Raw genomic sequence first — 23,880 nt, 5'->3', positions numbered from 1 at the left:
CCCGCCTCGAAGGCGATATCAGCCGACCAGCTTGGTGTTGAGCCACGGCTGCTTCACGAGCCGCTCCGCTTCGAACTGGCGGATCTTGTCCGCGTGGCGCAGCGTGAGGCCGATGTCGTCGAAGCCGTTCAGCAGGCAGTACTTGCGGAACGCGGCGATCTCGAACGGATACTCGCGGCCGTCGCCCGCGCGCACGACCTGCGCGTCGAGGTCGATCGTCAGCTGATAGCCGTTGAACGCGACCGTCTCGTTGAACAGGTGATCGACCTGCTGCTCGGTCAGCACGATCGGCAGCAGACCGTTCTTGTAACAGTTGTTGAAGAAGATGTCCGCGAAGCTCGGCGCGATGATCGCTCGGAAGCCGTACTGCTGCAGCGCCCACGGCGCGTGCTCGCGCGAGCTGCCGCAGCCGAAATTCTTGCGTGCCAGCAGTACCGATGCGCCCTGGTAGCGCGGCTGGTTCAGCACGAAGTCCGGGTTCAGCGGACGCTTCGAGTTGTCCTGGCCCGGCTCGCCGTGATCGAGGTAGCGCCATTCGTCGAACGCGTTCGGACCGAAGCCCGTGCGCTTGATCGACTTCAGGAACTGCTTCGGGATGATCGCGTCGGTGTCGACGTTCTCGCGATCGAGCGGCGCCACGACGCCGGTATGTACAGTGAATTTTTCCATGATCCGTCTATCCGGTTGAAGGGCCGGCACGCGGCCGGCACACATCGACAAATTCTCGGGGCGGCGTCAGTCCGCGGCGCGCTGCAGCGCATTGCCGGCGGCATGGACGTCCTCGCCGAAGCCTCGGACGGTATTGCAGCCGGCCAGGCCGAAGCCCAGCCCCGCCAGCGCCAGCGCGGCAACCAGCCGCGCGATGAGCTTCGATGCCGTCACGCGTTACCCCAGCTGGCGAATATCGACGAAGTGACCTTCGATCGCCGCGGCCGCCGCCATCGCGGGGCTCACGAGGTGCGTGCGACCGCCCGCGCCCTGCCGGCCTTCGAAGTTGCGGTTCGACGTCGACGCGCAACGCTCGCCCGGATCGAGCCGGTCGGCGTTCATCGCGAGGCACATCGAGCAGCCCGGCTCGCGCCATTCGAAGCCCGCATCGATGAACACCTTGTCGAGCCCTTCGCGCTCGGCCTGCGCCTTCACGAGGCCCGAGCCCGGCACGACCATTGCGAGCCGCACGTTCGATGCGATGCGGCGGTTCAGCTTCTTCACGACGTACGCGGCCGCGCGGATGTCCTCGATCCGTGCGTTCGTGCACGAGCCGATGAAGATCTTGTCGACCTTGATCGACTCGATCGGCGTGTTCGGCTCGAGCGCCATGTAGGCCAGCGCGCGCTCCATCGCGTCGCGCTTGACCGGATCCTTCTCGCGCTCGGGATCGGGCACGCGACCGTCGATCGACGTGACCATTTCCGGCGACGTGCCCCACGTCACCTGCGGGACGATCTCGGCGGCGTTCAGCTCGACCACGCGGTCGAATTGCGCGCCGTCGTCCGACTTGAACTGGCGCCAGTATGCGACGGCCTGATCCCATTCCGCGCCGGTCGGCACGAACGGACGGCCCTTCAGGTAGTCGATCGTCGTGTCGTCCACCGCGACCATGCCCGCGCGCGCGCCGGCCTCGATCGCCATGTTGCAGACGGTCATGCGGCCTTCCATCGTCAGCGCGCGAATGGTCGAGCCGCCGAATTCGATCGCGTAGCCCGTGCCGCCCGCGGTGCCGATCTTGCCGATGATCGCGAGCACGATGTCCTTCGCGGTACAGCCGCGCGGCAGGTCGCCCTCGACCTTCACGAGCATGTTCTTGCTCTTCTTCTGCAGCAGGGTTTGCGTCGCGAGCACGTGCTCGACTTCCGACGTGCCGATGCCGTGCGCGAGCGCGCCGAACGCGCCGTGCGTCGACGTATGCGAATCGCCGCACACGATCGTCATGCCCGGCAGCGTCGCGCCCTGTTCCGGCCCGATGATGTGGACGATGCCCTGGCGCACGTCGTTCATCTTGAACTGCGTGATGCCGAATGCGTCGCAGTTCGCGTCGAGCGTGTCGACCTGCAGCTTCGAGACGGGATCGGCGATGCCGTGGCTGCGGTCCGTCGTCGGCACGTTGTGGTCCGACACGGCCAGGTTCGCGCTGATGCGCCACACCGGACGATGCGCGACATTCAGCCCTTCGAACGCCTGCGGGCTCGTGACTTCATGCAGCAGCTGACGGTCGATGTAGAGCAGGGTCGTGCCGTCTTCCTCGGTGTGGACCACGTGGGTGTTCCACAGTTTGTCGTAGAGAGTCTGTGCCATGGGTATGCGGGGTCGTTGTGACTACAAGCCTTGCGGATGCGGTCGATTATGCCACGCAGAACGCGCCACGGCGCAGCCCGGACGCGAAAAAACCCATTAAAAACAGTGGTTTGGCTGGTAGTGCCAATACCTGTATCGGCATTACCCGGCAAAACGGGGGCACGCGACGATCGCGCGTGCGGTGCCCGTATCCGCGCCCTAGCCGTTCGGATATTCGCGATTGATCAGGTCGAGCCGCAGCATCGCGAGCTGCATGCCGGCGTTGCTCATCAGGTAAAGATCGCGCCGTCGCATCGCCGGCTGCTGCGCCGATGCATCGTAGGCGCCCGGCAGCGACAGTCCCGCCGGCACCGCGGCCTGCATCCCCGCCGCGTTCGACACGCGCACGGCGATCGACGCCTGATCGCGATGGGTGACCACGCCGACCTTGCCGAGCGCCGCGGCCGAACCGGCCTGCCTGACGATCGCGGCGGCCACGCCGTCGGGCGTCGGTATCGGGCTGCCGGCGGCCGCGGCGGGCGTCGCGATCGACGTCACGCCGGCCGTCAGTCCGTACTTCGACGCGAGCACGCTGGCGACTTCCTGCTGCGCGAAGATCGGCGCCGCAACCTTCTGCCGAAGCTGGAACACGGCATCGGCGATCGCCTCGTTCACGGGCCCCGATACCGGCGCAGCGGCCGATGCCCCGGCGCGACTGCCGAAGCCGAACGCGGCAATCGTGTTGATGGCGGCAGCATCGACGGTCGGCGGCGTCCACGAGAAAAACGTGTCGAGCAGGTAACCGGTTTCGTCGGCGGCGGTCGCGCGATCGTTCAGTTCGTTGGTCAGCTTGCCGAGCATCTGACGCTGCAGTTCCGCGTCGGAAACGGGGGCGTCGGCAGCGAAAGCGGGCGCAGCGGCGGCGCACGATGCGGCGAGCAATGAAGTGGAAGCCAGGAAATGGCGGCGGTTCGTCATGGTCACGGGATTCGAATGAGAAACAACGGAAGGCCTCAGCCCTTCGGGAACGCCTGCATCGTCGCGGTCATCGCGCGCGTCAGCATCTGTGCATACATGTCGTGCACGAGATAGAGGCTGCGGTTGCGCGTCCACGGCTGGCCCGACTGTGGGTCGTACGTCGTCGGCAGCGGCACCTCGGCGACGGCAGCCGCGTGCATGCCCGCCTGCTGCGAGGTCTGGATGCAGCGCTTCGCATGATCGCGATGACCGACCACCGCGACCGTGCCCATCGCCGCCGCGCCGCCCGCGCGCGAGACGGCCACGGCCGCGACACCCGCGGTGCTCAGGTACACGATCGAGCCGTCGCTCGCGATCACCGGTTCGATCGACGACAGCACGTCGGCACCCAGCCCGTATTTCGACACGAGAAAGCGCGCGATTTCCCACTGCGCGTAGACCTTGACGGGTTTCAACTGGCGGATGCGGTACACGGCGTCCGCGAGCGCTTCGTTGACGGGCCCCGGATCGGGCAGCGCCGACTGGTTGCCGCCGCTGCTCGACGTATTGCCGCTCGCCGCGTTCGGACGGTTGCCGAAGCTGTACGCGACGATCGCGCCGATCTGTGCGGCCGGCACCGTCGGCAGCGCCCACGTGAAGCCGACATCGGTCATCGCCGGCACGATCGCATCGACCGTCGCCGCATCGCCGAGCTGGGCGTTCAGTTTCGCGGACATCTGCGCGGCGAGCGCGGCGTCGCCGATCGGCGCCGACGTGACGTCGTCGCCGCCGCATGCGCCGAGCAATGAAGCCGCCGCGGCGGCCGGCGCGACGGAGAGGAACGTTCTGCGGGACGAAGCCGGAGCATGCTGACTCATGAGTGCGAGACGAAAGGATGCGAACGACGAACGCGCCTGACGACAGGCACGACCGCCGGATTTCGCGGGATCAAGGGGAAAGTCCATCGGGCAACCACGCACGCATCGGCATCGCGACGCATCGCCGGCTGGTGAAGCGCGATGGTAGGCGGCGTTGGTTAAATTGCGGTGAAAACGCCGGTCGAATCCGTTCGGCCGCCGCTTCGTTTCGCCGATGGACGAATTCGTTTCATCCGTGGCGAGCGCATCGCACTTTTGTTTCGCCGGTGGCCAGCGCGGGGTTTCGACGTATCGACGCGCGCGCTACGATGGCGCAACGCACGTTCCCGTGATCCGGACCCGGAGGCTCCGATGAAACTCGGCCTGAAGGAATCGCTTGCGCGCCTCGACGACGCAGGCACGCCGTTCACGACGCTGTTTCGCCACGGCACGCTCGACGTCGAGCTGTACCGGCCGCGCATCGAGGACCGGCAAACGCCGCACGTGCGCGACGAGGTCTACGTGATCGCCGCCGGCACGTCGCGCTTCGTCGTCGATGGGCGCGAATGCGACGTCGCGGCCGGCGACGCGCTATTCGTCCCCGCGCACGCGGAGCATCGCTTCACCGGCTTCTCCGACGATTTCTCGACGTGGGTGTTCTTCTACGGCCCCGAAGGCGGCGAACGCGGCGTGTGACGCACGACACACGACGCACGACGCACACGGAACTTTTCCGGCGATCTCCTAGACTGTCTATTCGCAGCGGGCGCCGCACGGCCGCCCGCCGTCACGCAGCCGGCGGCATTCGATGCAACGAACAGGAGAACAGCATGCGATATGAACTCTATTACTGGCCCGAGATCCAGGGCCGCGGCGAGTACGTGCGGCTCGCGCTCGAGGCGGCTGAAGCCGACTACGTCGACGTCGCGCGCGAATCGGGGCGCGGGATGGGCGTGTCCGCCATGATGCGCATGATGGACAGCTCGAAGGCCGAATGCGTGCCGTTCGCGCCGCCGTTCCTGAAGGCGGGCGACGTGGTCGTCGGGCAGACCGCGAACATCCTGCTGTTTCTCGGCGCGCGGCTCGGGCTCGCGCCCGACGACGAAGCCGGCCGGCTGTGGGTCCATCAGATCCAGCTGACCGCCGCCGATTTCATCACCGAGATCCACGACACGCACCATCCGATCGGCAGCGGCCTGTACTACGAGGACCAGAAAGCGGAAGCCGCCGAGCGCGCGGCCGATTTCCTCGAGAACCGGCTGCCGAAATTCCTCGGCTACTTCGATCGCGTGCTCGAACAGAACCCGCACAAGCGCGGTTATATCGCGGGCAGCGCGCTCAGCTATGCGGACCTGACGATGTTCCAGTTGATCGAGGGCCTGCGCTATGCGTTCCCGAAAGCGATGAAGCGCGCGGAGCGCAAGGTCGCGGCGCTCGTCGCGCTGCACGATCGCGTCGCGCAGCACCCGCCGGTCGCGCGCTACCTCGAGTCGGAGCGCCGCATCCCGTTCAACGACATGGGGATCTTCCGGCACTATCCGGAGCTGGACACGTAACGGCCGCCGGTGCGCTCGCCGTTCACGCGGCCACCAGCGTCTCGTGCAGATGGCGCCACACGATCACGCCGTCCGCTTCGCGCCGCAACAACGCCGTCGAGCGCCGCACCGTGCGCCGCCCTTGTGCGTCGGTCTGCGTCTCGCGATAGCCGACCGTCGCACCGTCGGACCACACGGCAAGCGCGCGCAATTCGTCGATGCCGATCACGAGCCCGGGCCGCGCGCCGTGCCCGTGTGAAAACAGCGCATCGACACCCGCGTAATCGAGCACCGTGCCCGACGGCGTGATCATCGAAAATCCCGGCGAAAAACGCGCCATCAGCGTCGCGAGCCTCCCGGGCTCCGCGCGGCCCGACAGCCAGCGTTCGATGTCCACGTGCGCGTCGACGATTTCAGTGAAAAACGGATTCGGCAGATTCATGGGTCTCTCAGGTTCTCAACAGCGGGATGAAACGGGTTGCACGGCCGGCCTGCGATGCGCGGGAAGCCGCACGATGAAGCCGAGCGGCAGCAACGTCAGCAGCACCGCCAGCCCGAAGCACCAGCGGTACGGGGCCGGCGACGGCGTGCCTGCATCGAATGCAAGCAACGCATTCAGCGCACTGCCGAGCACGGCCACGCCGACACAAAAGCTCAATTGGCGGTTGATGTTCCAGAGCGCGCTCGCATCGCCCATCCGGTCGGCCGGCACGTCGGCGAACGTCGCACTTTGCGACGTGCTCGTGCACAGGCTCGCGCCGAACCCCATCGCGACGAACGCCGCGATGCGCACGGCTTCGACGCTCGCCCACGGCGTCGCGAGCAGCGCGATGCCGGCACAATCGAGCGCGATTCCGCACGCGAACAATGGCTTCGCGCCATGGCGCGGAAAACAGCGGCGTGTCGTCGCGATCGCGAAGAACGCCGCGATCGCCCACGGCAGCATCAGCGCGCCGACATGCGCGGCGCTCAACCCGAGGGCGTTCTGCAGGTAGAGCGACGCGACGAGATTGACGCCGGTGAAGATGCCCGGCACGCACAGATAAACCACCGCACCGGTCCGCAACAACGGCTGCGCGAGCAGGCGCAGGTCGAGCACCGGAGCGGCTGCATGGCGCGCATGCCGCACGTAACCGATGCCCGCTGCCACCGCGACCGCCAGCATCGCCAGCGGAAATGCCGCGCCGCCCGGTTGTCCCGCCGCGGTCAGCCCGAGCAGCAACGCGACGAGCGCCGCCGCGCTCAGCCCGAGCCCGCGCCAGTCGAGCCGCGGAGGCCGCTCGCGCGCGCCGTCGCGCGGCAGCCATGCCAACGCGAGCGCGCCGGTCGCGGCCGCGAGCGGCACCATCGCGAAGAAGATGGCACGCCACGATCCGCGATCGACGATCGCGCCGCCGATCGCGGGCGACAATGCCGGCACGAGCAGCGCGACCATCATCACGATCGACGTGAGCCGCGCATGCGCGTGCGGCGGATACGCGCGATAGGCGATCGTCTGTCCGACCGGAATCAGCAGCCCGCCGCCGAGCCCCTGGGCCAACCGCCACACGAGCAGCGCGTCGATCGACGGCGACGCGCCGACGCCCGCGCAGCCGACCCCGAACAGCAGCAACGATGCGCCGAACACGCGCCGCTCGCCGCAGCGCCGCGCGAGCCACGTGCCGAACGGAATCACGACGGTCAGGCCGAGCACGTACATGTTGCCGACCCACGCAAGCTGCGCGACCGATGCATGCAGTTCGCGCTGCAGCGCCGGATATGCGGCGTTCAGCATGAACATGTTCGCGAGATCGATCGCGAAGCCGAGCAGATAGACGGCGGCGATTCTGGAACGGTCTGGCATGGCAGCGGCCGGGGCATCACGAAACGCCGCAGTGTAGAGGCCGGCGGCCAGGCCGGTAAGCGGCCGGATTCGACCAGTCCGGTCGAAAAATTTTGACAATCGGATCACGCGCCGGCCCCGCCGCGACGCTCGACGCGTCGCACGCGGCCGCGCATTCGGGTACCCTTCGGGCGATTCCACGCACCGACAGGACCCGCGCCCCGACCATGGTGAGCCTCGATCGTTTCGTCGTCTTCCGCGCCGTGGTCGACGCGGGCTCGTTCACGGCCGCCGCGACCGCGCTGAACCAGGCGCGCGCGGCCGTCAGCTTCAACAACAAGCAGCTCGAGGCCGAGCTCGGCGTCACGCTGCTCACGCGGACCACGCGGCGCGTCGAGCTGACCGATGCCGGCGAGCGCTTCTACCGGCGCTGCCTGCGCGTGCTCGACGAAGCCGAAGGCGCGATCGACGAGGTGCGCGGCGAGCATGGCGGGATGGAGGGCATCCTGCGCGTGACGTCGACGGTCGAATACGCGGCACGTGTACTCGCGCCGGCGCTGCATGCGTTTACCGCGCGGCATCCCGCATTGCGCGTGCGGCTCGAAACGCATACGTCGCAGGCCGATCTCGTGCGCGACCGCTTCGACGTCGCCATCCGGCTCGGGCGCCACGAGCACTTTCGCGAGCTGCCGTATCGCGGCGTCTGCCTCGGCACGTACGACGTGCTGCCCGTGATGGCGCCCGACCTGCCCGCGCGGGCCGGCGTTCCGCAACCGGCGTCGCCGGACGGCCTCGCGCGCCTGCCGCAGCTCGGCCACAGCCGGCTCGAGCGAATCGCGGAATGGACGCTCACCGATCGCGCCGGCCATGAGCATGCGTTCCGGCCGCACGCGAAGCCGCGCATCGTCGTCGACAACGCGTCGGTGCTGCGCGAACTGGCGCGCCAGGGCAGCGGTGTCGCGCTGCTGCCCGAATGGCTCGTGCACGACGATCTCGCCAGCGGTGCGCTGGTCGACGCGCTGCCCGCGTACCGGTTTCCGCAACAGAACGTCTATGCGCTGTACGTCGCGACGCGGCACGTGCCGCAGAAAGTGCGCGCGTGGGTGGACTTCATGAAGGCGCAGTTGCAGCAGGGGTGCTGAACGCGCGGTGCGGCACGGCTCGTTTCAACGGGAGCCGACCATGCGATGCGGCCGGCTCCCGTTACCGCGCATCGCCCGCCGGCGATCAGTGCGGCTGCCCGTGCTGCGCGGCGGCCGCGTCGACGGCCTCGACCGAGCGCGTGAGCCACGGCCCGATGTCCATCTCCTCGTAGCGCACGAGCCGGCTCTTGCGCGCACGGCGATACGCCCACCAGATCACGACGAACAGCGGAATCCACACATAGATCGACAGCACTTCCATCCAATCGATGCGCGCCGCGAAGAACGCCTGGTAATCCTGGCCGAGCGAAATCACGATGCAGACCGCGATCGCGAACAGCGGCCCGAACGGAAACCATTTCGCGCGATACGGCAGCTGATCGAGCCGATAGCCCTGCTTCAAGAACCCCTTGCGGAACCGGTAATGGCAGACCGCGATGCCGAGCCACGCGATAAAGCCGGTGATGCCGACCGTATTGAGCAGCCACAGATAAATGCGCTGGTTGTTGGTCAACGACGTGAGGAAGCACAACCCGCCGACGGCCATCGTCGCGTACAGCGCGTTGCGCGGCACGCCGCCCGGCGACAGCGTCGCGAACATGGCCGGCGCGCGCCCTTCCGATGCGAGGTTGTACAGCATCCGCGTCGCCGCGTAGGTGCCGGAATTGCCGGCCGACAGCACGGCCGTCAGGATCACCAGATTCATCGCGCCGGCCGCGAGCGGGAACCCCGCGTGGCTGAACACGAGCGTGAACGGGCTCACGCCGATGTCGGTCACGTCGCTCTTCAGCAGGTTCGGATCGGTGTACGGCACGAGCAGGCCGATCACGAAGATCGCGAGCACGTAGAACAGCATGATCCGCCAGAAAATCTGCTTCACCGCGCGCGGAATCGTCTTGCGCGGGTTTTCCGATTCGCCGGCCGTGATGCCGACCAGCTCGGTGCCGAGAAACGAAAAACCTGCGATCAGCGCGACGCTCATCATCGCGTGCACGCCGCCGACGAACGGCGCGTCGCCGGTCGTGAAGTTGCGCCAGCCGACGGAATGCCCATCGCCCAGCACGCCGGCCGCGATCAGCAGCCCGGCCGCGATGAACGCGATCACGGTGACGACCTTGATCAGCGAGAACCAGTATTCCGATTCGCCAAAGCCGCGCACCGACAGCGTATTGAGCAGGAAGATCAGCACCAGGAAGCCCGCGCCCCACCACACGCCCGGCACCGATGGAAACCAGTAGCGCATCACGATCTGCGCGGCGACCAGCTCGATCGCGATCGTCACCGCCCAGCTGTACCAGTAGGTCCAGCCGAGCGCGACGCCGAAGCCTTCGTCGACGTACTTCTCGCCGTAGATCGCGAACGAGCCCGATACCGGCATCAGCGCAGCCATCTCGCCGAGCCCGGTGACGACGAAGTAGACCATGATCCCGATCGCGAGATACGCGGCGATCGCCCCACCCGGCCCCGCCTGCGCGACCGACGCGCCCGACGCGACGAACAGCCCCGTGCCGATCGAACCGCCGATCGCGATCATCGCGATGTGGCGGCCCTGCAGACGGCGCTTCAGCGTCGCCCCGGACGGCGCGGCCGTCTCCGCTGCCGCTTGCATAGCATCCATAGTGTTCACCCTGATTGTGATCCGGCTCGCCGATTTGGTTTGGAATGCAAATCGATTGACCCGATCATTCGCGTTGAAACCGGCCCTGCCGGGCCGGCCGTATCACACGACGCTGCGCTTGATCGCCTGCAGTTCGGCCGTCGTCACGATCTTCTCGATCCGGAACCGCGGACTTTCCAGCCACGCGTTCGCGATCCGCCGGTACTCGTCGAGATCCTCGCACGCGAGCCGCACGAGAAAGTCGAACGTGCCGCTGACGAGCCAGCAATCGAGCACGGCCGGGTTCGCGCGCATTTCCTCCTCGAACGGCGTCTGCGAACGCCCGTGGTCGGCCAGCACGATCTGCGCGATCACGACGATCGGCTTGGTCGCACGCGGCGCCTTGATCACCGCGCGGTACCCTTCGATCACGCCGAGCGCCTCGAGCCGCTCCACGCGCGCCTGGCACGGCCGCGGCGTGAGGTTCACGCGCTCCGACAGCTTCCGGTACGAAATTCGCCCGTCGGTACGCAGGATGTCGAGGATCCGGAGATCGATCTTGTCGAGCTGCATCTTCTTGTCGGTCATCCGCGTTCGCTCCGGTCGGGTCGTGGCTCATGCGCGGAACGTCTGCCGTACCGCGCGGGGGCCACATTATCCGGCCGAAGCGGCCGCGCGCCAATCGGCTAGAACCGCAGCGACAGGCAGGTGAGGCCGCCGTCCATCTTGCGGAACTCGCTCGTGTCGATCACGTGCAGCGGCATGCCGAGCGACGCGATCGCGTCATGCACGCGCGGATAGCCGGCCGGCGTGATCAGCGTACCGTTCACGCGCAGCGTGTTGCCCGCGTATTCGTCGGCGGCCGCGATCGCGATCCGGCGATAGTCGGCGAACGCCGGATGCGCGGCCAGCGCATCGGTCACGAGCAGCGTGTCGTCGCCGAGCGCGTTGACGACCGATTTCAGGTGCAGGCCGGCGCCGACCGGCACCGCGACGACCGAATAGCCATGGCGCGACACCAGCGCGTCGAACGCGGCGATGCCTTCCGCATCGGTGCGGCTCGTCAGGCCGATGAAGAAGCGCTTGCCGACCAGCATCACGTCGCCGCCGTCGAGGCGGCCGGACTGCATCGGCAGCAGGTCGCGATGCGCGGCGAGCGCCGCTTCGATATGAGCCGTCTCGCCGCGCCGGGCGGGCGCGCCGGGGCGCGTGATCACCGCGAATTCCGGCGTGACGACGGCGACGTCCTCGACGAAATGCGAATCGGGGAAGGCGTCCAGCGGCGGCAGCTCGGTCAACTCGACGCCGAGCCCGCGCAGCGCGTCGCAATACGCGTGGAACTGAGTCAGCGTCTTGTCGTAATCGGGTGCGCCGAGTTCGGCGGTGGTCAGGCCCGCGCCGCAGGACGGCGCGGGACGGCGAACGATCGCTTGCGTGAATTGCATCGACTCCTCCATGGTCTGCGCCGCCTCCGTGCGGCGCACGGGCCGGCGGCGTTGTGTCCGGACCATTATCGGAAGCCAAATTGCGCAATTCGCGTCGATTTCGGCGGCGCCGACAGCCGATTGCGTCGAATTGCGCGCACCACGCAGCGGATTCGGCAGACGGGCCGCTCGCCGTCTCGCGAACGGCCGTTTCACTCGCCGCACGCACGTTACGCGCCGGGCTCGAATCCCATCTGCGCACGGCCGAGCGCCGTGAGCTCGCCCTCCCGCGCGCGGCCGTCGAAATCGACCTCGAAATGATCGGCCGGGAAATCGGGCGGGCTGTCGCCACGCAGGAACGCGAGCTGCTGGCGTTGCAGGTACGCGTCGTTCTTCGCACAGCCGGGCGCGGCCGCGATGTACATCACGTTGCTGTCGCCGCTGCCGCGATGCGCATCCTCGACCGCATGCACGACGTCGCCGTGCCAGAACACCGCGTCGCCCGGCGCCATGTGCGGGATCGGCACCAGCGCGTCGAGCAGCAGCGCGTGCCATTCGGGGCGGATCGACAGCGCGCGGCCGGGACGCGCGCCGCACAGGTCGTCGTCGGCGACGTCGTCCTGCAGCGCACGCAGCACGACATAGGCCATCGCGTTCGCGACCGGGATCAGTTGCAGCGTGCCGTCGCCGGGCCCCTGCGGCGTCAGCGCGGTCCAGCCCTGGAACGTGCGGAACATCGAGCATACGGCCGGCGACGGAATCTCCTCGACGTCGGGGCGGAACGCCGCATCGAACGGATCGTAATCGCGCCAGCGGCCGGCCAGCACATGGCGATAGACCTGGCGAAAATTCGCGCCGAGCCAGCGCTCGACGGAGCCGCCGTCGACGTGCGGCGACAAACCGAGCGACGTCGAACCGGGCGGCCGGCGACGAATCCGGTCCGCATACGCGGGCACCTGGTCGGGATCGAAATGCGTCCGTGCGCCGTCCGCATGCCGCCACAGGCGATTCAGGAACACCCGCGCCTGCGTGAGCGCCGGCGACTGGCGCGCGGCCACCTGCGGCTTCGACCAGTAGACGCCGTAGATCTGCGGCTTGCCCGACGCGAGGTTGCCGAAATAGCGGTCTTCCGCGCGCGCATCCAGCCGCTCGGTGAAACGGTTCGCATCCAGATACGCGCCGATCTCGTCGTTCCAGTCATGCACCTGCCGCGCGTCGAACACACCGCGGATCACGACCGCGCCATGCGTGCGGATCGCGGCAATCGCGTGCGGATCGACCTTTCCGCCCGCGATATCCGCGAACGGCACGACCGGAATCACGTCATGGCCGTGCGCGTGCGCGCGGCGGATCGCGTCGACCTGCCGCGCGATGTCGCCCTCCAGCTCGCGGAACGTGGCCGCGTAACCGGGCAAGTCGGCGCGCAGCGCCCGTTTGGCCGCGCGGATCGCGGCCGGCAGATCGTCAATCGTCAGTTGCATCGTCGTCTCCTCGCTGAAGCGTGTCGTGATGTGCTGTCAGCGTACGGCCGGCACATCGCCGCTATCACCACTATCCGGTCAATGATCGATACAATCCTGACAATCATGCGTCACTCGCGACGATGGCAGACCACGCAGAGCTTGTTGCCGTCCGGGTCGCGAAAATAGGCGCCGTAGTAGTCGCGGTGATAGTGCGGCCGCAGGCCCGGCGGCCCTTCGCAGGTACCGCCCTGTCGCAGCGCGAGCGCGTGGCAGCGATCGACGTGCGCACGGGTCGGCGCATCGAACGCGATCGTGTGGCCGTTGCCCGGTTCGGGCACACGGCCGTCGAGCGGCTTGCCGAAGAAGAACAGCGGCCGCTCGGCGTCGGCCGGCATCCAGCCCGACCAGCCGTCCGGTTCGCGGAATTTCAGGCGCAGCCCGAGTTCCGCGAACAGCGGCGCGTAGAAATCGTAGGCGCGCGCCGTATCGCTGACGCCCACGCAAACATGTGAAAACATGGCATCGCTCCGTGGTGATGATTGCTCACGATCATGCCACGACGCGCTGCCCGCCCCTACCGGAGGCCGCGATGAAACCGCAATACGAGCACGTGACGTTCGCGTCCGGCTGTTCGATCCGCGTCTATCACCGCCAGCTCGCGCGCATTCCGTTCGAATGGCACCGCCATCCCGAATACGAACTGACGCTGACGCTCAACAGCCGCGGCCAGCGCTTCATCGGCGATCACGTCGCGCGTTACGCGGACGACGATCTCGTGCTCGTGCCGCCCAACCTGCCGCATACGTGGTCGTCGAACGCGCGCATCGATCGCGACGCGCCCGAGGTCGCGCTCGTCGTCTGGTTCGACGGAGACTGGGTGCGGCGGCTGGCCGACTGCTGTCCCGAATACGCGCCGCTGCGCTCGCTGCTGCGGCGCGCGGCGCCGGGCCTGCGCTTCGACGTGGAGACGGCCCGCGCGATGCGTGCGCGACTGCCGCGGTTGCTCGATCCGTGGCCGCGCGTGCGGCTCGCGGCCACGCTCGATACGCTTGCCGATCTCGCGGAAGCCGGCGGCGAACCGCTCGCCACCGCGCAGGCGTACGACCGGCCCGACGGCGCCCCATCGCCCGCCGACCCGGCCGCGCCCGAAGCCGAACGCCTCGATCGCGTGCTCGACGCGATCGACCGGCACTTCCACGAGCCGCTGCGCATCGACGCACTCGCCGCCGTCGCGCACCTGTCCGAACGCACGCTGCAGCGGCTGTTCGTCCGGCATCTCGGCGAAAGCGTCGGCCGCTACGTGCAGCGGCTGCGGCTCGCGCACGCCTGCCGCCATCTCGTCGGCACCGACTGGCCGATCGCGACGGTGGCCGCCCGCTGCGGCATTCCGAATGCCGCGAATTTCAATCGTCAGTTCCTCGCCGCGCGCGGCACGACGCCCGGCGCGTACCGGCAGTTCTTCAAGCAGCACGGCCGCGCACCCGACGACGATGCGCCGGCGCTCGGCACCCGGCCGCCGTCGCTGGAGCCCCGCGCCGGATCGGGCCAACGCCGGCCGCACAAATGAAAACACCCCGACGGGCTGACCCGTCGGGGTGTCGTGGCGTTGCCGTTGCCCGACGCGAGCGGCCTGCCGGCCGTTCGCGCCGCACACGGTTTAACGTGCGTTGAGCGGCTTCGCTTCGCGCGGCGTATCGCCGACGAACAGCTGGCGCGGACGGCCGATCTTCTGTTCCGGATCGGCAATCATTTCGTTCCACTGTGCGATCCAGCCGACCGTACGTGCCATCGCGAAGATACACGTGAACATCGACGTCGGGATGCCCAGCGCGCGCTGGACGATGCCCGAGTAGAAGTCGACGTTCGGGTACAGCTTGCGCGACACGAAGTATTCGTCTTCCAGCGCGATCTTCTCGAGCTGCATCGCGAGCTTGAACAGCGGGTCGTCGTGCAGGCCCAGTTCGTTCAGCACTTCGTAGCACGTTTCGCGCATCAGCTTCGCACGCGGGTCGTAGTTCTTGTACACGCGGTGACCGAAGCCCATCAGCTTCACGCCCGAATTCTTGTCCTTCACCTGCTTGATGAATTCGGGGATGTTGTCCGGCGAACCGATCTGCTCGAGCATGTTCAGCGCGGCTTCGTTCGCACCACCGTGCGCCGGGCCCCACAGACACGCGATACCGGCCGCGATACACGCGAACGGGTTCGCGCCCGACGAACCGGCCAGGCGGACCGTCGACGTCGATGCGTTCTGCTCGTGATCGGCGTGCAGGATCAGGATGCGGTCGAGCGCGCGGACCAGCACGTCGTTGACCTTGTACTCTTCACACGGGTTCGAGAACATCATGTGCATGAAGTTCGCGCTGTACGACAGTTCGTTCTTCGGATAGACGAACGGCTGGCCGATGCTGAACTTGTACGCCATCGCGACGAGCGTCGGCAGCTTCGCGATCATGCGGATCGCCGACACTTCGCGGTGACGCGGGTCGTTGATGTCGAGCGAGTCGTGATAGAACGCCGACAGCGCGCCGACGGCCGCCACCAGCACCGCCATCGGGTGCGCGTCGCGACGGAAGCCACGGAAGAAGAAGTGCATCTGCTCGTGCACCATCGTGTGCTTCGTGACGGTGTCGACGAATTCCTTCTTCTGCGCGGCGTTCGGCAGTTCGCCCTTCAGCAGCAGGTAGCAGCTTTCGAGGAAGTCCGCGTTTTGCGCGAGGTTGTCGATCGGGTAGCCGCGGTACAGCAGTTCGCCCTTGTCGCCGTCGATGTACGTGATCGCCGAATTACAAGCTGCCGTCGACATGAAGCCCGGGTCGTACGTGAACTTGCCGGTCTGGCCGTACAGCTTGCGGATGTCGATTACGTCCGGGCCCATCGTGCCCTTGTAGATCGGCAGTTCGACGCTCGGCGAGTTGTCGCTGAACGATAGCGTGGCTTTAACATCAGACGGAGTCATGGCACATCCTCAATCGAAATAAAGAAACGGGATTCGATAACGGGCACAACGGGTTACACATTGGCGTTACACGTTGCGCAGCATCTCCAACAGCCGGTGAATCTCCGGGCTGTCTAGGTCGCCCTCTGGTTCCTTGCGCGCGAGGAGCAAGTCCATCAGGTCGTTGTCGCTCAGATCGAGCAGGCGCGACAACGCGCCTACGTCTGCATCGGTGAGGTCATGCTCGTATCTGCCGAAGAAACGCTCGAAAATGATGTCGTTTTCCAGCAGACCCCGCCGCGCGCGCCAGCGAAGGCGCGCGCGGCGGTGCGGGTCGGATTGATGCGAATCGTCGCTCATTGCACCCGGCCTTAAACCGCGCGGCGAACCATCAGTTCCTTGATCTTGCCGATCGCCTTCGTCGGGTTCAGGCCCTTCGGGCAAACGTCGACGCAGTTCATGATCGTGTGGCAACGGAACAGACGGTACGGGTCTTCCAGGTTGTCGAGACGCTCGCCGGTGGCGGTGTCGCGGCTATCCGCGATGAAGCGGTAAGCCTGCAGCAGGCCGGCCGGACCGACGAACTTGTCCGGGTTCCACCAGAAGCTCGGGCACGACGTCGAGCAGCTCGCGCACAGAATGCACTCGTACACGCCGTCGAGTTCGTCGCGTTCTTCCGGCGACTGGAGGCGTTCCTTCTCCGGCGGCGGCGCGTCGTTGATCAGGTACGGCTTGATCGAGTGGTACTGGTTGAAGAAGTGCGTCATGTCGACGATCAGGTCGCGCACGACGGGCAGGCCCGGCAGCGGACGCAGCACGATCTTCTGCGGCAGGTCGTTCAGGTTCGTCAGGCACGCGAGACCGTTCTTGCCGTTGATGTTCATCGCGTCCGAACCGCACACGCCTTCACGGCACGAACGGCGGAACGACAACGTCTCGTCCAGGGCCTTCAGCTTGACCAGTGCGTCGAGCAGCATGCGCTCATGCTGGATATCGAGCTCGTACGTCTGCATGCGCGGCGCTGCGTCCTTGTCCGGATCGTAGCGGTAGACTTCAAAAATGCGTTTTGCCATTTCGGATTCCTTTGACTCGGCTTAGAACGTGCGCGGCTTCGGCGGCACGGATTCGACCGTCAGCGGCTTCATTTGAACCGGCTTGTAGTCGAGGCGATCGCCTTCGCTGTACCACAGCGTGTGGCGCAGCCAGTTGTCGTCGTCGCGGTGTTCGTAATCGCTGTGCGCGTGCGCGCCGCGGCTTTCCTTGCGCGCTTCCGCCGACACCATCGTCGCGCGGGCCACTTCGATCAGGTTCTCCAGCTCGAGCGCTTCGACGCGCGCGGTGTTGAACACCTTCGACTTGTCCTTCAGGTGGATGTTTTCCACGCGGGCCGCCAGGCCGGCCATCTGGTCGACGCCTTCCTTCAGCAATTCCGACGTGCGGAACACGCCCGCGTGCTTCTGCATCGTCGCGCGGATGTCGTTCGCGACGTCCTGCGTGTATTCACCCGACGTCGACTTGTCGAGCTTCGCGAGGCGCGCCAGCGAGTATTCGCCTGCATCGGCCGGCAGCGGCTTGTGTTCCTTCTGGTTCTTCACGTGCTCGACGATGTGGTTGCCGGCCGCACGGCCGAACACCACGAGGTCCAGCAGCGAGTTCGTGCCGAGGCGGTTCGCGCCGTGCACGGACACGCACGAGCATTCGCCCACTGCGTAGAAGCCGTTGACCGGTTCCTTGTGATCGCGCGACGTGCCGACGACCTGACCGTGGATGTTGGTCGGGATGCCGCCCATCTGGTAGTGGATCGTCGGGACGACCGGGATCGGTTCCTTGATCGCATCGACGTTCGCGAACTTCAGCGCGATTTCGCGGATCGACGGCAGACGCTTCATGATCGTCTCGGCGCCGATGTGCGACAGGTCGAGCAGCACGTGATCCTTGTTCGGACCGACGCCGCGACCTTCCTTGATTTCCTGGTCCATCGAACGCGACACGAAGTCACGCGGCGCCAGATCCTTCAGCGTCGGTGCGTAGCGTTCCATGAAGCGCTCGCCGTTCGCGTTGCGCAGGATACCGCCTTCGCCGCGCACGCCTTCGGTGATCAGCACGCCCGCGCCGGCCACGCCGGTCGGGTGGAACTGCCAGAACTCCATGTCCTGCAGCGCGATGCCCGAACGCGCCGCCATGCCGAGGCCGTCGCCGGTGTTGATGAACGCGTTGGTCGATGCCGCGAAGATCCGGCCTGCGCCGCCCGTCGCGAACAGCGTCGTCTTGCCTTCCATGATGTAGACGTCGCCCGTTTCCATCTCGAGGGCCGTCACGCCGAGCACGTCGCCGTCCGCGTCGCGGATCAGGTCGAGCGCCATCCATTCGACGAAGAACTGCGTCTTCGCTTCGACGTTCTGCTGGTACAGCGTGTGCAGCAGCGCGTGACCGGTACGGTCGGCGGCCGCGCAAGCGCGCTGGACCGGCTTCTCTCCGTAGTTCGCGGTGTGGCCGCCGAACGGGCGCTGGTAGATCGTGCCGTCCGCGTTGCGGTCGAACGGCATGCCGAAGTGTTCGAGTTCGTACACGACGTTCGGCGCTTCACGGCACATGAATTCGATCGCGTCCTGGTCGCCGAGCCAGTCGGAGCCCTTGATCGTGTCGTAGAAGTGGAAGTGCCAGTTGTCTTCGCTCATGTTGCCGAGCGACGCACCGATACCGCCTTGCGCGGCCACCGTGTGCGAACGCGTCGGGAACACCTTCGACAGCACGCCGACCGACAGGCCCGCGCGCGACAGTTGCAGCGCTGCGCGCAAGCCGGAGCCGCCTGCGCCGACGATCACGACGTCAAACTTGCGGCGCGGGAGGGAAGTTTTGATTGCAGCCATTCTTTACACTCTCCAGAGAATCTGCGCGGCGTAGCCCGCACATGCGAGCAGCCAGACGATGGTCAGCGATTGCAGCAGCAGGCGCACACCGACGGGCTTCACGTAGTCCATCCAGATGTCGCGCACGCCGACCCATGCGTGGTAGAAGAGGGAAAGCAGCATCACGAAGGTCGCGAGCTTCATCCATTGCGCGGCGAAGATCGATGCCCAGCCTTCGTACGAAAAATCGTGCGCGCCGAAGAACAGGACGAGCAGAATGACCGTGTAGACCGCCATGATCGTGGCGGTGACGCGCTGCGCGAGCCAGTCGCGCAGGCCGTAGTGTGCGCCGACGACGAGGCGCTTCGAGCCGATTCGGTTATTGGCTGCCATTTCTTAGAATGCTCCGAACAGTTTGAGTGCCATGGCGATCGTCAGCGCGATCGAGACGACAAAGACGACGACGGCCGTCCGCTTGCCGCCTTCCTTCGTGACGGCGTCGTGGTTGACGTCCATCAGCAGGTGGCGAATGCCGGCGCAGAAATGGTGGAAGAAGGCCCACGACAATGCGAGGACGATCAGCTTGACGACGATGTTGGAGAGGAAAGCCTTGAAGACTTCGAAGCTGAGCTCGGAGGTGAGACTCTGGTCGAAGAGGAACAGCAGGAACGGCAGGAACAGGAACAGCAGCGCGCCGCTGACTCGATGGAGAATCGACAATGTCGCAGCCAGCGGCATGCGATATTTCAACGTGATGTCGCCGATTCCGATGTTCCGGTATTCCGGCCTCGGCTTTCTTACTGCGTCAGTCATGCTAGACCCCTACTATGTTGTCACACTAATCCGCGATTTTAGCGCCTTTTTATATCGCGCTGCAGCGAAAGTCTGCTCTGGATAATTGCGCGAACAAGAACAAAGGCGGCCCGAAACGTGCTTCGCGAGCGTGGGAAACGCGAATGCACGCGGTTGAGCCGAACGTCGTCAGCTCAAGTCATTCTGATAGTAGTACCCGGTTGTGACATACCAGCCGCGACGCACTTCCACCGGCCGGTCCCCGTACGTATAGGACACGCGCTCGACCGACAGCAGCGGGAAGCCGGCCGGCACGTGCAGCAGGTCGGCCACCGCCGGCTCCGCCGCGACCGCGCGGATCTTCTCCGTCGCGCGGATCATCCGCGTACCGAACTCCGTCTCGAACATCGCGTAGAGCGGCCCCTTGTACTCGCTCAGGCGCTCGAACGTGAGCCCGCGGAACATCGCGCCCGGCAGCCAGATCTCGTCGAGCACCGTCACTTCGCTGTCGAATTCCAGCAGGCGGCGCACCTGCACGACGGGATCGGCGGGCTTCAGGTCGAGCTGCCGCGCGATCTCGGCCGGCGCGCGCAGGCGCCGGCATTCGAGCAGGCGGCTCACGTGCGGGTGCTCGGCGCCGTCGTCGGCCAGCAGACGCAGGAAGCGGAATTGCGCGCGATCCTCGTTGTGCGTTGCAACAAAAGTACCCTTGCCCTGCCGCCGGACCACGAGGTTTTCGGCGGCCAGCTCGTCGATCGCCTTGCGCACGGTGCCCTGGCTGACCTTGTAACGGGCCGCGAGCTCCACTTCGCTGGGGATGATCTCGCCCGGCTTCCATTCGCCGGATTCGAGACTTTGCGTGATCAATGACTTGATCTGCTGGTATAACGGGCTGAACGTCGGCGACGCGGACGCCGCGGGCGAGGCTGCGGGATCGCCCGCGCCCGGCTGCCCTGGGCCGCCTGCGCCGGTCTGATTCGCGGTGTTCGCCTGGTTCGATGTCATGGCGCGCATTTCATCACAAACCGCACTTTTTCGTCCACTCAATTTCCGCAAAACATCTGTCTTATATAAGACATATGATACCGTTTGACTTTGCGCGTGACGGCTCCTACACTCCCGGTCGAGCAAGGGTTCGCGGGTGCAACAGCGCGTCCCCGGCTACGTGCCACGGCCGTCTCCAGGTTCACCGCGTCTGCCATCGCGAGTCCTCCGCCCTGCTTCAATGCAACGCTACGCACAACGCGCATAGAATGGCGTTTTCGCTCGCGTCCAACGCTTCACCCGTCCTGGAGATTTTCAATGGCTAAGCCCGCAAAGCGCGTTGCCGTCACCGGCGCCGCAGGTCAAATCGCTTACTCCCTGCTGTTCCGCATCGCGAACGGCGACCTGCTCGGCAAGGACCAGCCGGTCATCCTGCAACTGCTCGACCTCCCGCAAGCCCAAGGCGCCGTCAAGGGCGTCGTGATGGAACTCGACGACTGCGCGTTCCCGCTGCTCGCCGGCGTCGTGATCACCGACGATCCGAAGGTCGCATTCAAGGATGCAGACGTCGCGCTGCTGGTCGGTGCGCGTCCGCGCTCGAAGGGCATGGAGCGCAAGGACCTGCTGTCGGCGAACGCCGAAATCTTCACGGTTCAGGGCGCTGCGCTGAACGAAGTCGCGAGCCGCGACGTGAAGGTGCTGGTCGTCGGCAACCCGGCGAACACGAACGCGTACATCGCGATGAAATCGGCGCCGGATCTGCCGAAGAAGAACTTCACGGCCATGCTGCGCCTCGACCACAACCGCGCGCTGTCGCAGCTCGCCGCCAAGTCGGGCAAGCCGGTCGCGTCGATCGAGAAGCTCGCCGTGTGGGGCAACCACTCGCCGACGATGTACCCGGACTTCCGCTTCGCGACCGCCGAAGGCGAATCGCTGCTGAAGCTGATCAACGACGACGTGTGGAACCGCGACACGTTCATCCCGACCGTCGGCAAGCGCGGCGCGGCGATCATCGAAGCGCGCGGCCTGTCGTCGGCCGCATCGGCAGCCAACGCGGCGATCGACCACGTCCGTGACTGGGTGCTCGGCACGAACGGCAAGTGGGTCACGATGGGCATCCCGTCGGACGGCTCGTACGGCATCCCCGAAGACATCATCTACGGCGTGCCGGTCACCTGCGAAAACGGCGAGTACAAGCGTGTCGAAGGCCTGGAAATCGACGCGTTCTCGCGCGAGAAGATGGACGGCACGCTGGCCGAGCTGCTCGAAGAGCGCGATGGCGTCGCCCACCTGCTGAAGAACTAAGCATCACGCATCATGCCGGGCGGCCTTCGGGGCGTCCGGCTTCGGCACGGGCCGGCATGCCGCCGGCCCTGCCGATCGATCCGATCCGCGCACGTTTTGCCGCCCCGCGCCCGCCGCGCACCGGCCCAGAACCTGCCCGAATCCGATTTTCTCCACGTTGACCCGCTTCCCTGACGTAGAAGAGATGGCCGCGCTCACTCCTGCACAAGTGCTGTACGACGGGGCGTCACCGCCCGCGATCCTGCCCTGCTGCGATCACTACGCGGGCAGCGAGAAGCTGATGCGCAAATCGCTCGCGCTGCAGGCCGAACTGGGTCCCGTGTTCGACCTCACGCTCGACTGCGAGGACGGCGCGGCCGTCGGCCAGGAAGCCGCGCACGCGGCGCTCGTCGCCGATCTGCTCGGCAGCGCCGAGAACCGCTTCGGCCGCGTCGGCGTCCGCATCCACGACTTTTCCCATCCCCACTGGCGCGACGACGTGCGCATCGTGCTGCGCGCCGCGCGCGCACCGGCCTACATCACGCTGCCGAAGGTCGCGAGCGCCGCCGACGCGGCCGAAATGACCGCATTCATCGAAGGCACGCGCCGCGAGCTCGGCATCGCGCAGCCAATTCCGGCCGACGTGCTGGTCGAGACGCACGGCGCGCTCGCGCAGGCGGCCGCCCTCGCCGCGCTGCCGACGGTCGGCACGCTGAGCTTCGGGCTGATGGATTTCGTCTCCGCGCACCACGGCGCGATTCCCGATGCCGCGATGCGCTCGCCCGGCCAGTTCGACCACCCGCTCGTGCGCCGCGCGAAGCTGGAAATCGCCGCGGCCTGTCACGCGCACGGCAAGACGCCGTCGCACAACGTGACGACCGAGGTGCGCGACATGAACGTCGTCGCCGGCGACGCACGCCGCGCGCGCGACGAGTTCGCCTTCACGCGGATGTGGAGCATCCACCCCGCGCAGATCCGCCCGATCGTCGACGCGTTCGCACCGCGTACCGACGAAGTCACGCTGGCCGCCGAGATCCTGCTGGCCGCGCAGGCCGCCGACTGGGGCCCGACGCGCCACGGTGATACGCTGCACGATCGCGCGAGTTATCGTTATTACTGGTCGGTGCTGCGCCGTGCGCAGGCCACCGGCCAGCCCGTACCGGCCGAGGCCGCGCCGCTGTTCGGCCCGGCCGCCGCGGGCGCTGCGCCGTGAGTGCGCGCCGCCGGCCGATACACGCGTTTCATGCATTCGCCGGGACGCAAGCCGGACAGAGGTTTGCGAAACGACAAAAAACGTAACGGAGCCCGAAAACCTGATATATGCGCGGCCAAATAGGTGAAAATAGCGGCCGCTGCGCGCTTTCGGGGCGCGTGCAGTTTCAAACCGGCCGGCAGTTTCGATTGCCGGCCCTTGTCAACTGATTATCGAAAGGTTCTGACTCCATGAAGAAACTCCTGATCGCTACCGCCATCGGCGCCTTGTCCGCCACGATGCTGGTGTCGGCTCCGAGCGCGTTTGCCCAGGGTACGGCCACCACGACCGCGAAGAAGGCAACGGCCAAGCGCCCGGCGCCGGCCAAGCGCATCATCCCGCGCAGCAAGAAGGCGCAGGCGCGCGCAGCGGCCAAGGTCGATCCGGTACCGGACGGCGCGGTCAAGTGGTCCTGTAAGGAAGGTCTGTCGTTCGACCTCGCCGGCGACATGAAGCGCGACCAGGTCGTCACGGTTCACTGGGCGAAGAAGAACTACAAGCTGCCGCGTCAGACCACGACGACGGGCGCCGACACGTTCTACGATCCGGCCGCAGGCTTCAAGCTGGTCGTGATCCCGACCAAGGCGATGCTGTTCTCCGACGCAAACGGCGGCGAGCGCCTCGCGGACGAATGCGTGACGCCGGAAATGGCGCAAGGCACGGCAGCACCGACGCAGTCGAACGAGCTGAAGCCGGCAACGAACTAAGCG

The 23,880-nt window shown here is 66.5% G+C and carries 26 protein-coding genes; 7 read left to right on the top strand and 19 right to left on the bottom strand.

What is annotated here, in order from left to right; translation table 11 throughout:
• Window positions 1–18: 18 nt before the first annotated feature.
• The 5 genes from leuD to HWX03_RS02520 all read right to left on the bottom strand — a co-directional run bounded on the left by leuD (window position 19) and on the right by HWX03_RS02520 (window position 4,109).
• Complete coding sequence (leuD, locus tag HWX03_RS02540) at window positions 19–669, bottom strand: 3-isopropylmalate dehydratase small subunit (RefSeq protein WP_175870118.1); 651 nt, start codon at window positions 667–669, stop codon at window positions 19–21.
• Window positions 670–735: 66 nt separating this feature from the next.
• The gene (locus HWX03_RS02535; protein ID WP_174390580.1) at window positions 736–882 is read right to left on the bottom strand and encodes an entericidin A/B family lipoprotein; all 147 of its coding nucleotides are present in this window, start codon (window positions 880–882) and stop codon (window positions 736–738) included.
• 3 nt (window positions 883–885) lie between these two features.
• The gene (gene leuC / locus HWX03_RS02530; RefSeq protein WP_175870117.1) at window positions 886–2,295 is read right to left on the bottom strand and encodes a 3-isopropylmalate dehydratase large subunit; all 1,410 of its coding nucleotides are present in this window, start codon (window positions 2,293–2,295) and stop codon (window positions 886–888) included.
• Between the two features lie 198 nt (window positions 2,296–2,493).
• Complete coding sequence (locus tag HWX03_RS02525; RefSeq protein WP_175870116.1) at window positions 2,494–3,252, bottom strand: Tat pathway signal protein; 759 nt, start codon at window positions 3,250–3,252, stop codon at window positions 2,494–2,496.
• Window positions 3,253–3,287: 35 nt separating this feature from the next.
• Entirely contained in the window at window positions 3,288–4,109 is an 822-nt protein-coding gene (locus tag HWX03_RS02520; RefSeq protein ID WP_174433544.1) for a hypothetical protein, read from the bottom strand.
• A gap of 351 nt (window positions 4,110–4,460) precedes the next feature.
• Here HWX03_RS02520 and HWX03_RS02515 point away from each other — a divergent pair, with 351 nt between their 5' ends.
• Together HWX03_RS02515 and HWX03_RS02510 are read left to right on the top strand one after the other, a co-directional pair.
• Entirely contained in the window at window positions 4,461–4,784 is a 324-nt protein-coding gene (locus HWX03_RS02515; RefSeq protein ID WP_175870115.1) for a cupin domain-containing protein, read from the top strand.
• A 134-nt stretch (window positions 4,785–4,918) separates the two neighbouring features.
• Complete coding sequence (locus HWX03_RS02510) at window positions 4,919–5,644, top strand: glutathione S-transferase (RefSeq protein WP_175870114.1); 726 nt, start codon at window positions 4,919–4,921, stop codon at window positions 5,642–5,644.
• A 22-nt stretch (window positions 5,645–5,666) separates the two neighbouring features.
• On the opposite strand, the gene HWX03_RS02505 is transcribed toward HWX03_RS02510, so the two are convergent.
• Window positions 5,667–6,065 carry a DUF4440 domain-containing protein gene (locus HWX03_RS02505; RefSeq protein ID WP_175870113.1) on the bottom strand — a complete coding sequence of 133 codons (399 nt, stop codon included), beginning with the start codon at window positions 6,063–6,065 and terminating at the stop codon, window positions 5,667–5,669.
• Window positions 6,066–6,080: 15 nt separating this feature from the next.
• The gene (locus HWX03_RS02500) at window positions 6,081–7,466 is read right to left on the bottom strand and encodes an MFS transporter (RefSeq protein WP_175870112.1); all 1,386 of its coding nucleotides are present in this window, start codon (window positions 7,464–7,466) and stop codon (window positions 6,081–6,083) included.
• Between the two features lie 206 nt (window positions 7,467–7,672).
• Between HWX03_RS02500 and HWX03_RS02495 the strand changes: the two genes are divergently transcribed.
• Window positions 7,673–8,587, top strand: a complete 915-nt coding sequence (locus HWX03_RS02495; RefSeq protein WP_175870111.1) for a LysR family transcriptional regulator — start codon at window positions 7,673–7,675, stop codon at window positions 8,585–8,587.
• Window positions 8,588–8,672: 85 nt separating this feature from the next.
• On the opposite strand, the gene HWX03_RS02490 is transcribed toward HWX03_RS02495, so the two are convergent.
• The 5 genes from HWX03_RS02490 to HWX03_RS02470 form a co-directional block, all read right to left on the bottom strand.
• A complete protein-coding gene (locus HWX03_RS02490) occupies window positions 8,673–10,205 on the bottom strand; it encodes an amino acid permease (RefSeq protein ID WP_175870110.1) in 1,533 nt (510 codons plus the stop codon).
• Between the two features lie 102 nt (window positions 10,206–10,307).
• Window positions 10,308–10,772: an Lrp/AsnC family transcriptional regulator gene (locus tag HWX03_RS02485; RefSeq protein WP_175870109.1), complete on the bottom strand. Its 465-nt coding sequence runs from the start codon at window positions 10,770–10,772 to the stop codon at window positions 10,308–10,310.
• Window positions 10,773–10,870: 98 nt separating this feature from the next.
• On the bottom strand, window positions 10,871–11,629 hold the full coding sequence (locus tag HWX03_RS02480; protein ID WP_175870108.1) for an arginine deiminase family protein: 759 nt from the start codon (window positions 11,627–11,629) through the stop codon (window positions 10,871–10,873).
• Window positions 11,630–11,838: 209 nt separating this feature from the next.
• Entirely contained in the window at window positions 11,839–13,089 is a 1,251-nt protein-coding gene (locus tag HWX03_RS02475; protein WP_175870107.1) for a DUF1479 domain-containing protein, read from the bottom strand.
• Window positions 13,090–13,199: 110 nt separating this feature from the next.
• Window positions 13,200–13,589, bottom strand: a complete 390-nt coding sequence (locus HWX03_RS02470; RefSeq protein ID WP_175870106.1) for a VOC family protein — start codon at window positions 13,587–13,589, stop codon at window positions 13,200–13,202.
• Between the two features lie 71 nt (window positions 13,590–13,660).
• Between HWX03_RS02470 and HWX03_RS02465 the strand changes: the two genes are divergently transcribed.
• Window positions 13,661–14,638 carry an AraC family transcriptional regulator gene (locus HWX03_RS02465; RefSeq protein WP_175870105.1) on the top strand — a complete coding sequence of 326 codons (978 nt, stop codon included), beginning with the start codon at window positions 13,661–13,663 and terminating at the stop codon, window positions 14,636–14,638.
• Window positions 14,639–14,728: 90 nt separating this feature from the next.
• Here the strand turns inward: HWX03_RS02465 and gltA are convergent, their stop codons facing one another.
• From gltA to HWX03_RS02430, 7 genes are all read right to left on the bottom strand, one after another.
• On the bottom strand, window positions 14,729–16,030 hold the full coding sequence (gltA, locus tag HWX03_RS02460) for a citrate synthase (RefSeq protein ID WP_174433532.1): 1,302 nt from the start codon (window positions 16,028–16,030) through the stop codon (window positions 14,729–14,731).
• 66 nt (window positions 16,031–16,096) lie between these two features.
• Complete coding sequence (locus HWX03_RS02455) at window positions 16,097–16,369, bottom strand: succinate dehydrogenase assembly factor 2 (protein ID WP_006754979.1); 273 nt, start codon at window positions 16,367–16,369, stop codon at window positions 16,097–16,099.
• An 11-nt stretch (window positions 16,370–16,380) separates the two neighbouring features.
• On the bottom strand, window positions 16,381–17,082 hold the full coding sequence (locus tag HWX03_RS02450) for a succinate dehydrogenase iron-sulfur subunit (protein ID WP_059237255.1): 702 nt from the start codon (window positions 17,080–17,082) through the stop codon (window positions 16,381–16,383).
• 21 nt (window positions 17,083–17,103) lie between these two features.
• Window positions 17,104–18,879: a succinate dehydrogenase flavoprotein subunit gene (gene sdhA / locus HWX03_RS02445; protein ID WP_175870104.1), complete on the bottom strand. Its 1,776-nt coding sequence runs from the start codon at window positions 18,877–18,879 to the stop codon at window positions 17,104–17,106.
• Between the two features lie 3 nt (window positions 18,880–18,882).
• Complete coding sequence (gene sdhD, locus HWX03_RS02440; protein WP_006487767.1) at window positions 18,883–19,251, bottom strand: succinate dehydrogenase, hydrophobic membrane anchor protein; 369 nt, start codon at window positions 19,249–19,251, stop codon at window positions 18,883–18,885.
• Between the two features lie 3 nt (window positions 19,252–19,254).
• Complete coding sequence (sdhC, locus tag HWX03_RS02435) at window positions 19,255–19,671, bottom strand: succinate dehydrogenase, cytochrome b556 subunit (protein WP_175819206.1); 417 nt, start codon at window positions 19,669–19,671, stop codon at window positions 19,255–19,257.
• Between the two features lie 168 nt (window positions 19,672–19,839).
• A complete protein-coding gene (locus HWX03_RS02430) occupies window positions 19,840–20,664 on the bottom strand; it encodes a GntR family transcriptional regulator (protein WP_174390595.1) in 825 nt (274 codons plus the stop codon).
• A gap of 288 nt (window positions 20,665–20,952) precedes the next feature.
• On the opposite strand from HWX03_RS02430, the gene HWX03_RS02425 reads away from it, so the two are divergent.
• The 3 genes from HWX03_RS02425 to HWX03_RS02415 all read left to right on the top strand — a co-directional run bounded on the left by HWX03_RS02425 (window position 20,953) and on the right by HWX03_RS02415 (window position 23,877).
• Window positions 20,953–21,939 (top strand): malate dehydrogenase, encoded by a 987-nt coding sequence (locus HWX03_RS02425; RefSeq protein ID WP_006479357.1) that lies wholly within the window; start codon window positions 20,953–20,955, stop codon window positions 21,937–21,939.
• A gap of 184 nt (window positions 21,940–22,123) precedes the next feature.
• Window positions 22,124–23,131 (top strand): aldolase/citrate lyase family protein, encoded by a 1,008-nt coding sequence (locus HWX03_RS02420; RefSeq protein ID WP_175870505.1) that lies wholly within the window; start codon window positions 22,124–22,126, stop codon window positions 23,129–23,131.
• Between the two features lie 230 nt (window positions 23,132–23,361).
• Window positions 23,362–23,877 (top strand): hypothetical protein, encoded by a 516-nt coding sequence (locus HWX03_RS02415; RefSeq protein ID WP_089427962.1) that lies wholly within the window; start codon window positions 23,362–23,364, stop codon window positions 23,875–23,877.
• Window positions 23,878–23,880 lie beyond the last annotated feature (3 nt).

Origin of the sequence: Burkholderia sp. BCC0397, assembly GCF_902832865.1 — a bacterium.
GTDB lineage: Bacteria > Pseudomonadota > Gammaproteobacteria > Burkholderiales > Burkholderiaceae > Burkholderia.
This window is presented reverse-complemented; position numbering and strand designations above follow the sequence as displayed.

What these genes read in the sequence shown, in the direction of transcription:
- HWX03_RS02430 (WP_174390595.1), bottom strand. Translation starts at nt 20,664, where the DNA reads ATGCGCGCCATGACATCGAACCAGGCGAACACCGCGAATCAGACCGGC.
- HWX03_RS02475 (WP_175870107.1), bottom strand. Translation starts at nt 13,089, where the DNA reads ATGCAACTGACGATTGACGATCTGCCGGCCGCGATCCGCGCGGCCAAA.
- HWX03_RS02485 (WP_175870109.1), bottom strand. Translation starts at nt 10,772, where the DNA reads ATGACCGACAAGAAGATGCAGCTCGACAAGATCGATCTCCGGATCCTC.
- HWX03_RS02470 (WP_175870106.1), bottom strand. Translation starts at nt 13,589, where the DNA reads ATGTTTTCACATGTTTGCGTGGGCGTCAGCGATACGGCGCGCGCCTAC.
- sdhD (WP_006487767.1), bottom strand. Translation starts at nt 19,251, where the DNA reads ATGGCAGCCAATAACCGAATCGGCTCGAAGCGCCTCGTCGTCGGCGCA.
- HWX03_RS02500 (WP_175870112.1), bottom strand. Translation starts at nt 7,466, where the DNA reads ATGCCAGACCGTTCCAGAATCGCCGCCGTCTATCTGCTCGGCTTCGCG.
- HWX03_RS02505 (WP_175870113.1), bottom strand. Translation starts at nt 6,065, where the DNA reads ATGAATCTGCCGAATCCGTTTTTCACTGAAATCGTCGACGCGCACGTG.
- HWX03_RS02490 (WP_175870110.1), bottom strand. Translation starts at nt 10,205, where the DNA reads ATGGATGCTATGCAAGCGGCAGCGGAGACGGCCGCGCCGTCCGGGGCG.
- leuD (WP_175870118.1), bottom strand. Translation starts at nt 669, where the DNA reads ATGGAAAAATTCACTGTACATACCGGCGTCGTGGCGCCGCTCGATCGC.
- HWX03_RS02520 (WP_174433544.1), bottom strand. Translation starts at nt 4,109, where the DNA reads ATGAGTCAGCATGCTCCGGCTTCGTCCCGCAGAACGTTCCTCTCCGTC.
- HWX03_RS02420 (WP_175870505.1), top strand. Translation starts at nt 22,124, where the DNA reads ATGGCCGCGCTCACTCCTGCACAAGTGCTGTACGACGGGGCGTCACCG.
- leuC (WP_175870117.1), bottom strand. Translation starts at nt 2,295, where the DNA reads ATGGCACAGACTCTCTACGACAAACTGTGGAACACCCACGTGGTCCAC.
- HWX03_RS02415 (WP_089427962.1), top strand. Translation starts at nt 23,362, where the DNA reads ATGAAGAAACTCCTGATCGCTACCGCCATCGGCGCCTTGTCCGCCACG.
- sdhA (WP_175870104.1), bottom strand. Translation starts at nt 18,879, where the DNA reads ATGGCTGCAATCAAAACTTCCCTCCCGCGCCGCAAGTTTGACGTCGTG.
- gltA (WP_174433532.1), bottom strand. Translation starts at nt 16,030, where the DNA reads ATGACTCCGTCTGATGTTAAAGCCACGCTATCGTTCAGCGACAACTCG.
- HWX03_RS02465 (WP_175870105.1), top strand. Translation starts at nt 13,661, where the DNA reads ATGAAACCGCAATACGAGCACGTGACGTTCGCGTCCGGCTGTTCGATC.
- HWX03_RS02525 (WP_175870116.1), bottom strand. Translation starts at nt 3,252, where the DNA reads ATGACGAACCGCCGCCATTTCCTGGCTTCCACTTCATTGCTCGCCGCA.
- HWX03_RS02515 (WP_175870115.1), top strand. Translation starts at nt 4,461, where the DNA reads ATGAAACTCGGCCTGAAGGAATCGCTTGCGCGCCTCGACGACGCAGGC.
- HWX03_RS02480 (WP_175870108.1), bottom strand. Translation starts at nt 11,629, where the DNA reads ATGCAATTCACGCAAGCGATCGTTCGCCGTCCCGCGCCGTCCTGCGGC.
- HWX03_RS02425 (WP_006479357.1), top strand. Translation starts at nt 20,953, where the DNA reads ATGGCTAAGCCCGCAAAGCGCGTTGCCGTCACCGGCGCCGCAGGTCAA.
- sdhC (WP_175819206.1), bottom strand. Translation starts at nt 19,671, where the DNA reads ATGACTGACGCAGTAAGAAAGCCGAGGCCGGAATACCGGAACATCGGA.
- HWX03_RS02510 (WP_175870114.1), top strand. Translation starts at nt 4,919, where the DNA reads ATGCGATATGAACTCTATTACTGGCCCGAGATCCAGGGCCGCGGCGAG.
- HWX03_RS02495 (WP_175870111.1), top strand. Translation starts at nt 7,673, where the DNA reads ATGGTGAGCCTCGATCGTTTCGTCGTCTTCCGCGCCGTGGTCGACGCG.
- HWX03_RS02450 (WP_059237255.1), bottom strand. Translation starts at nt 17,082, where the DNA reads ATGGCAAAACGCATTTTTGAAGTCTACCGCTACGATCCGGACAAGGAC.
- HWX03_RS02455 (WP_006754979.1), bottom strand. Translation starts at nt 16,369, where the DNA reads ATGAGCGACGATTCGCATCAATCCGACCCGCACCGCCGCGCGCGCCTT.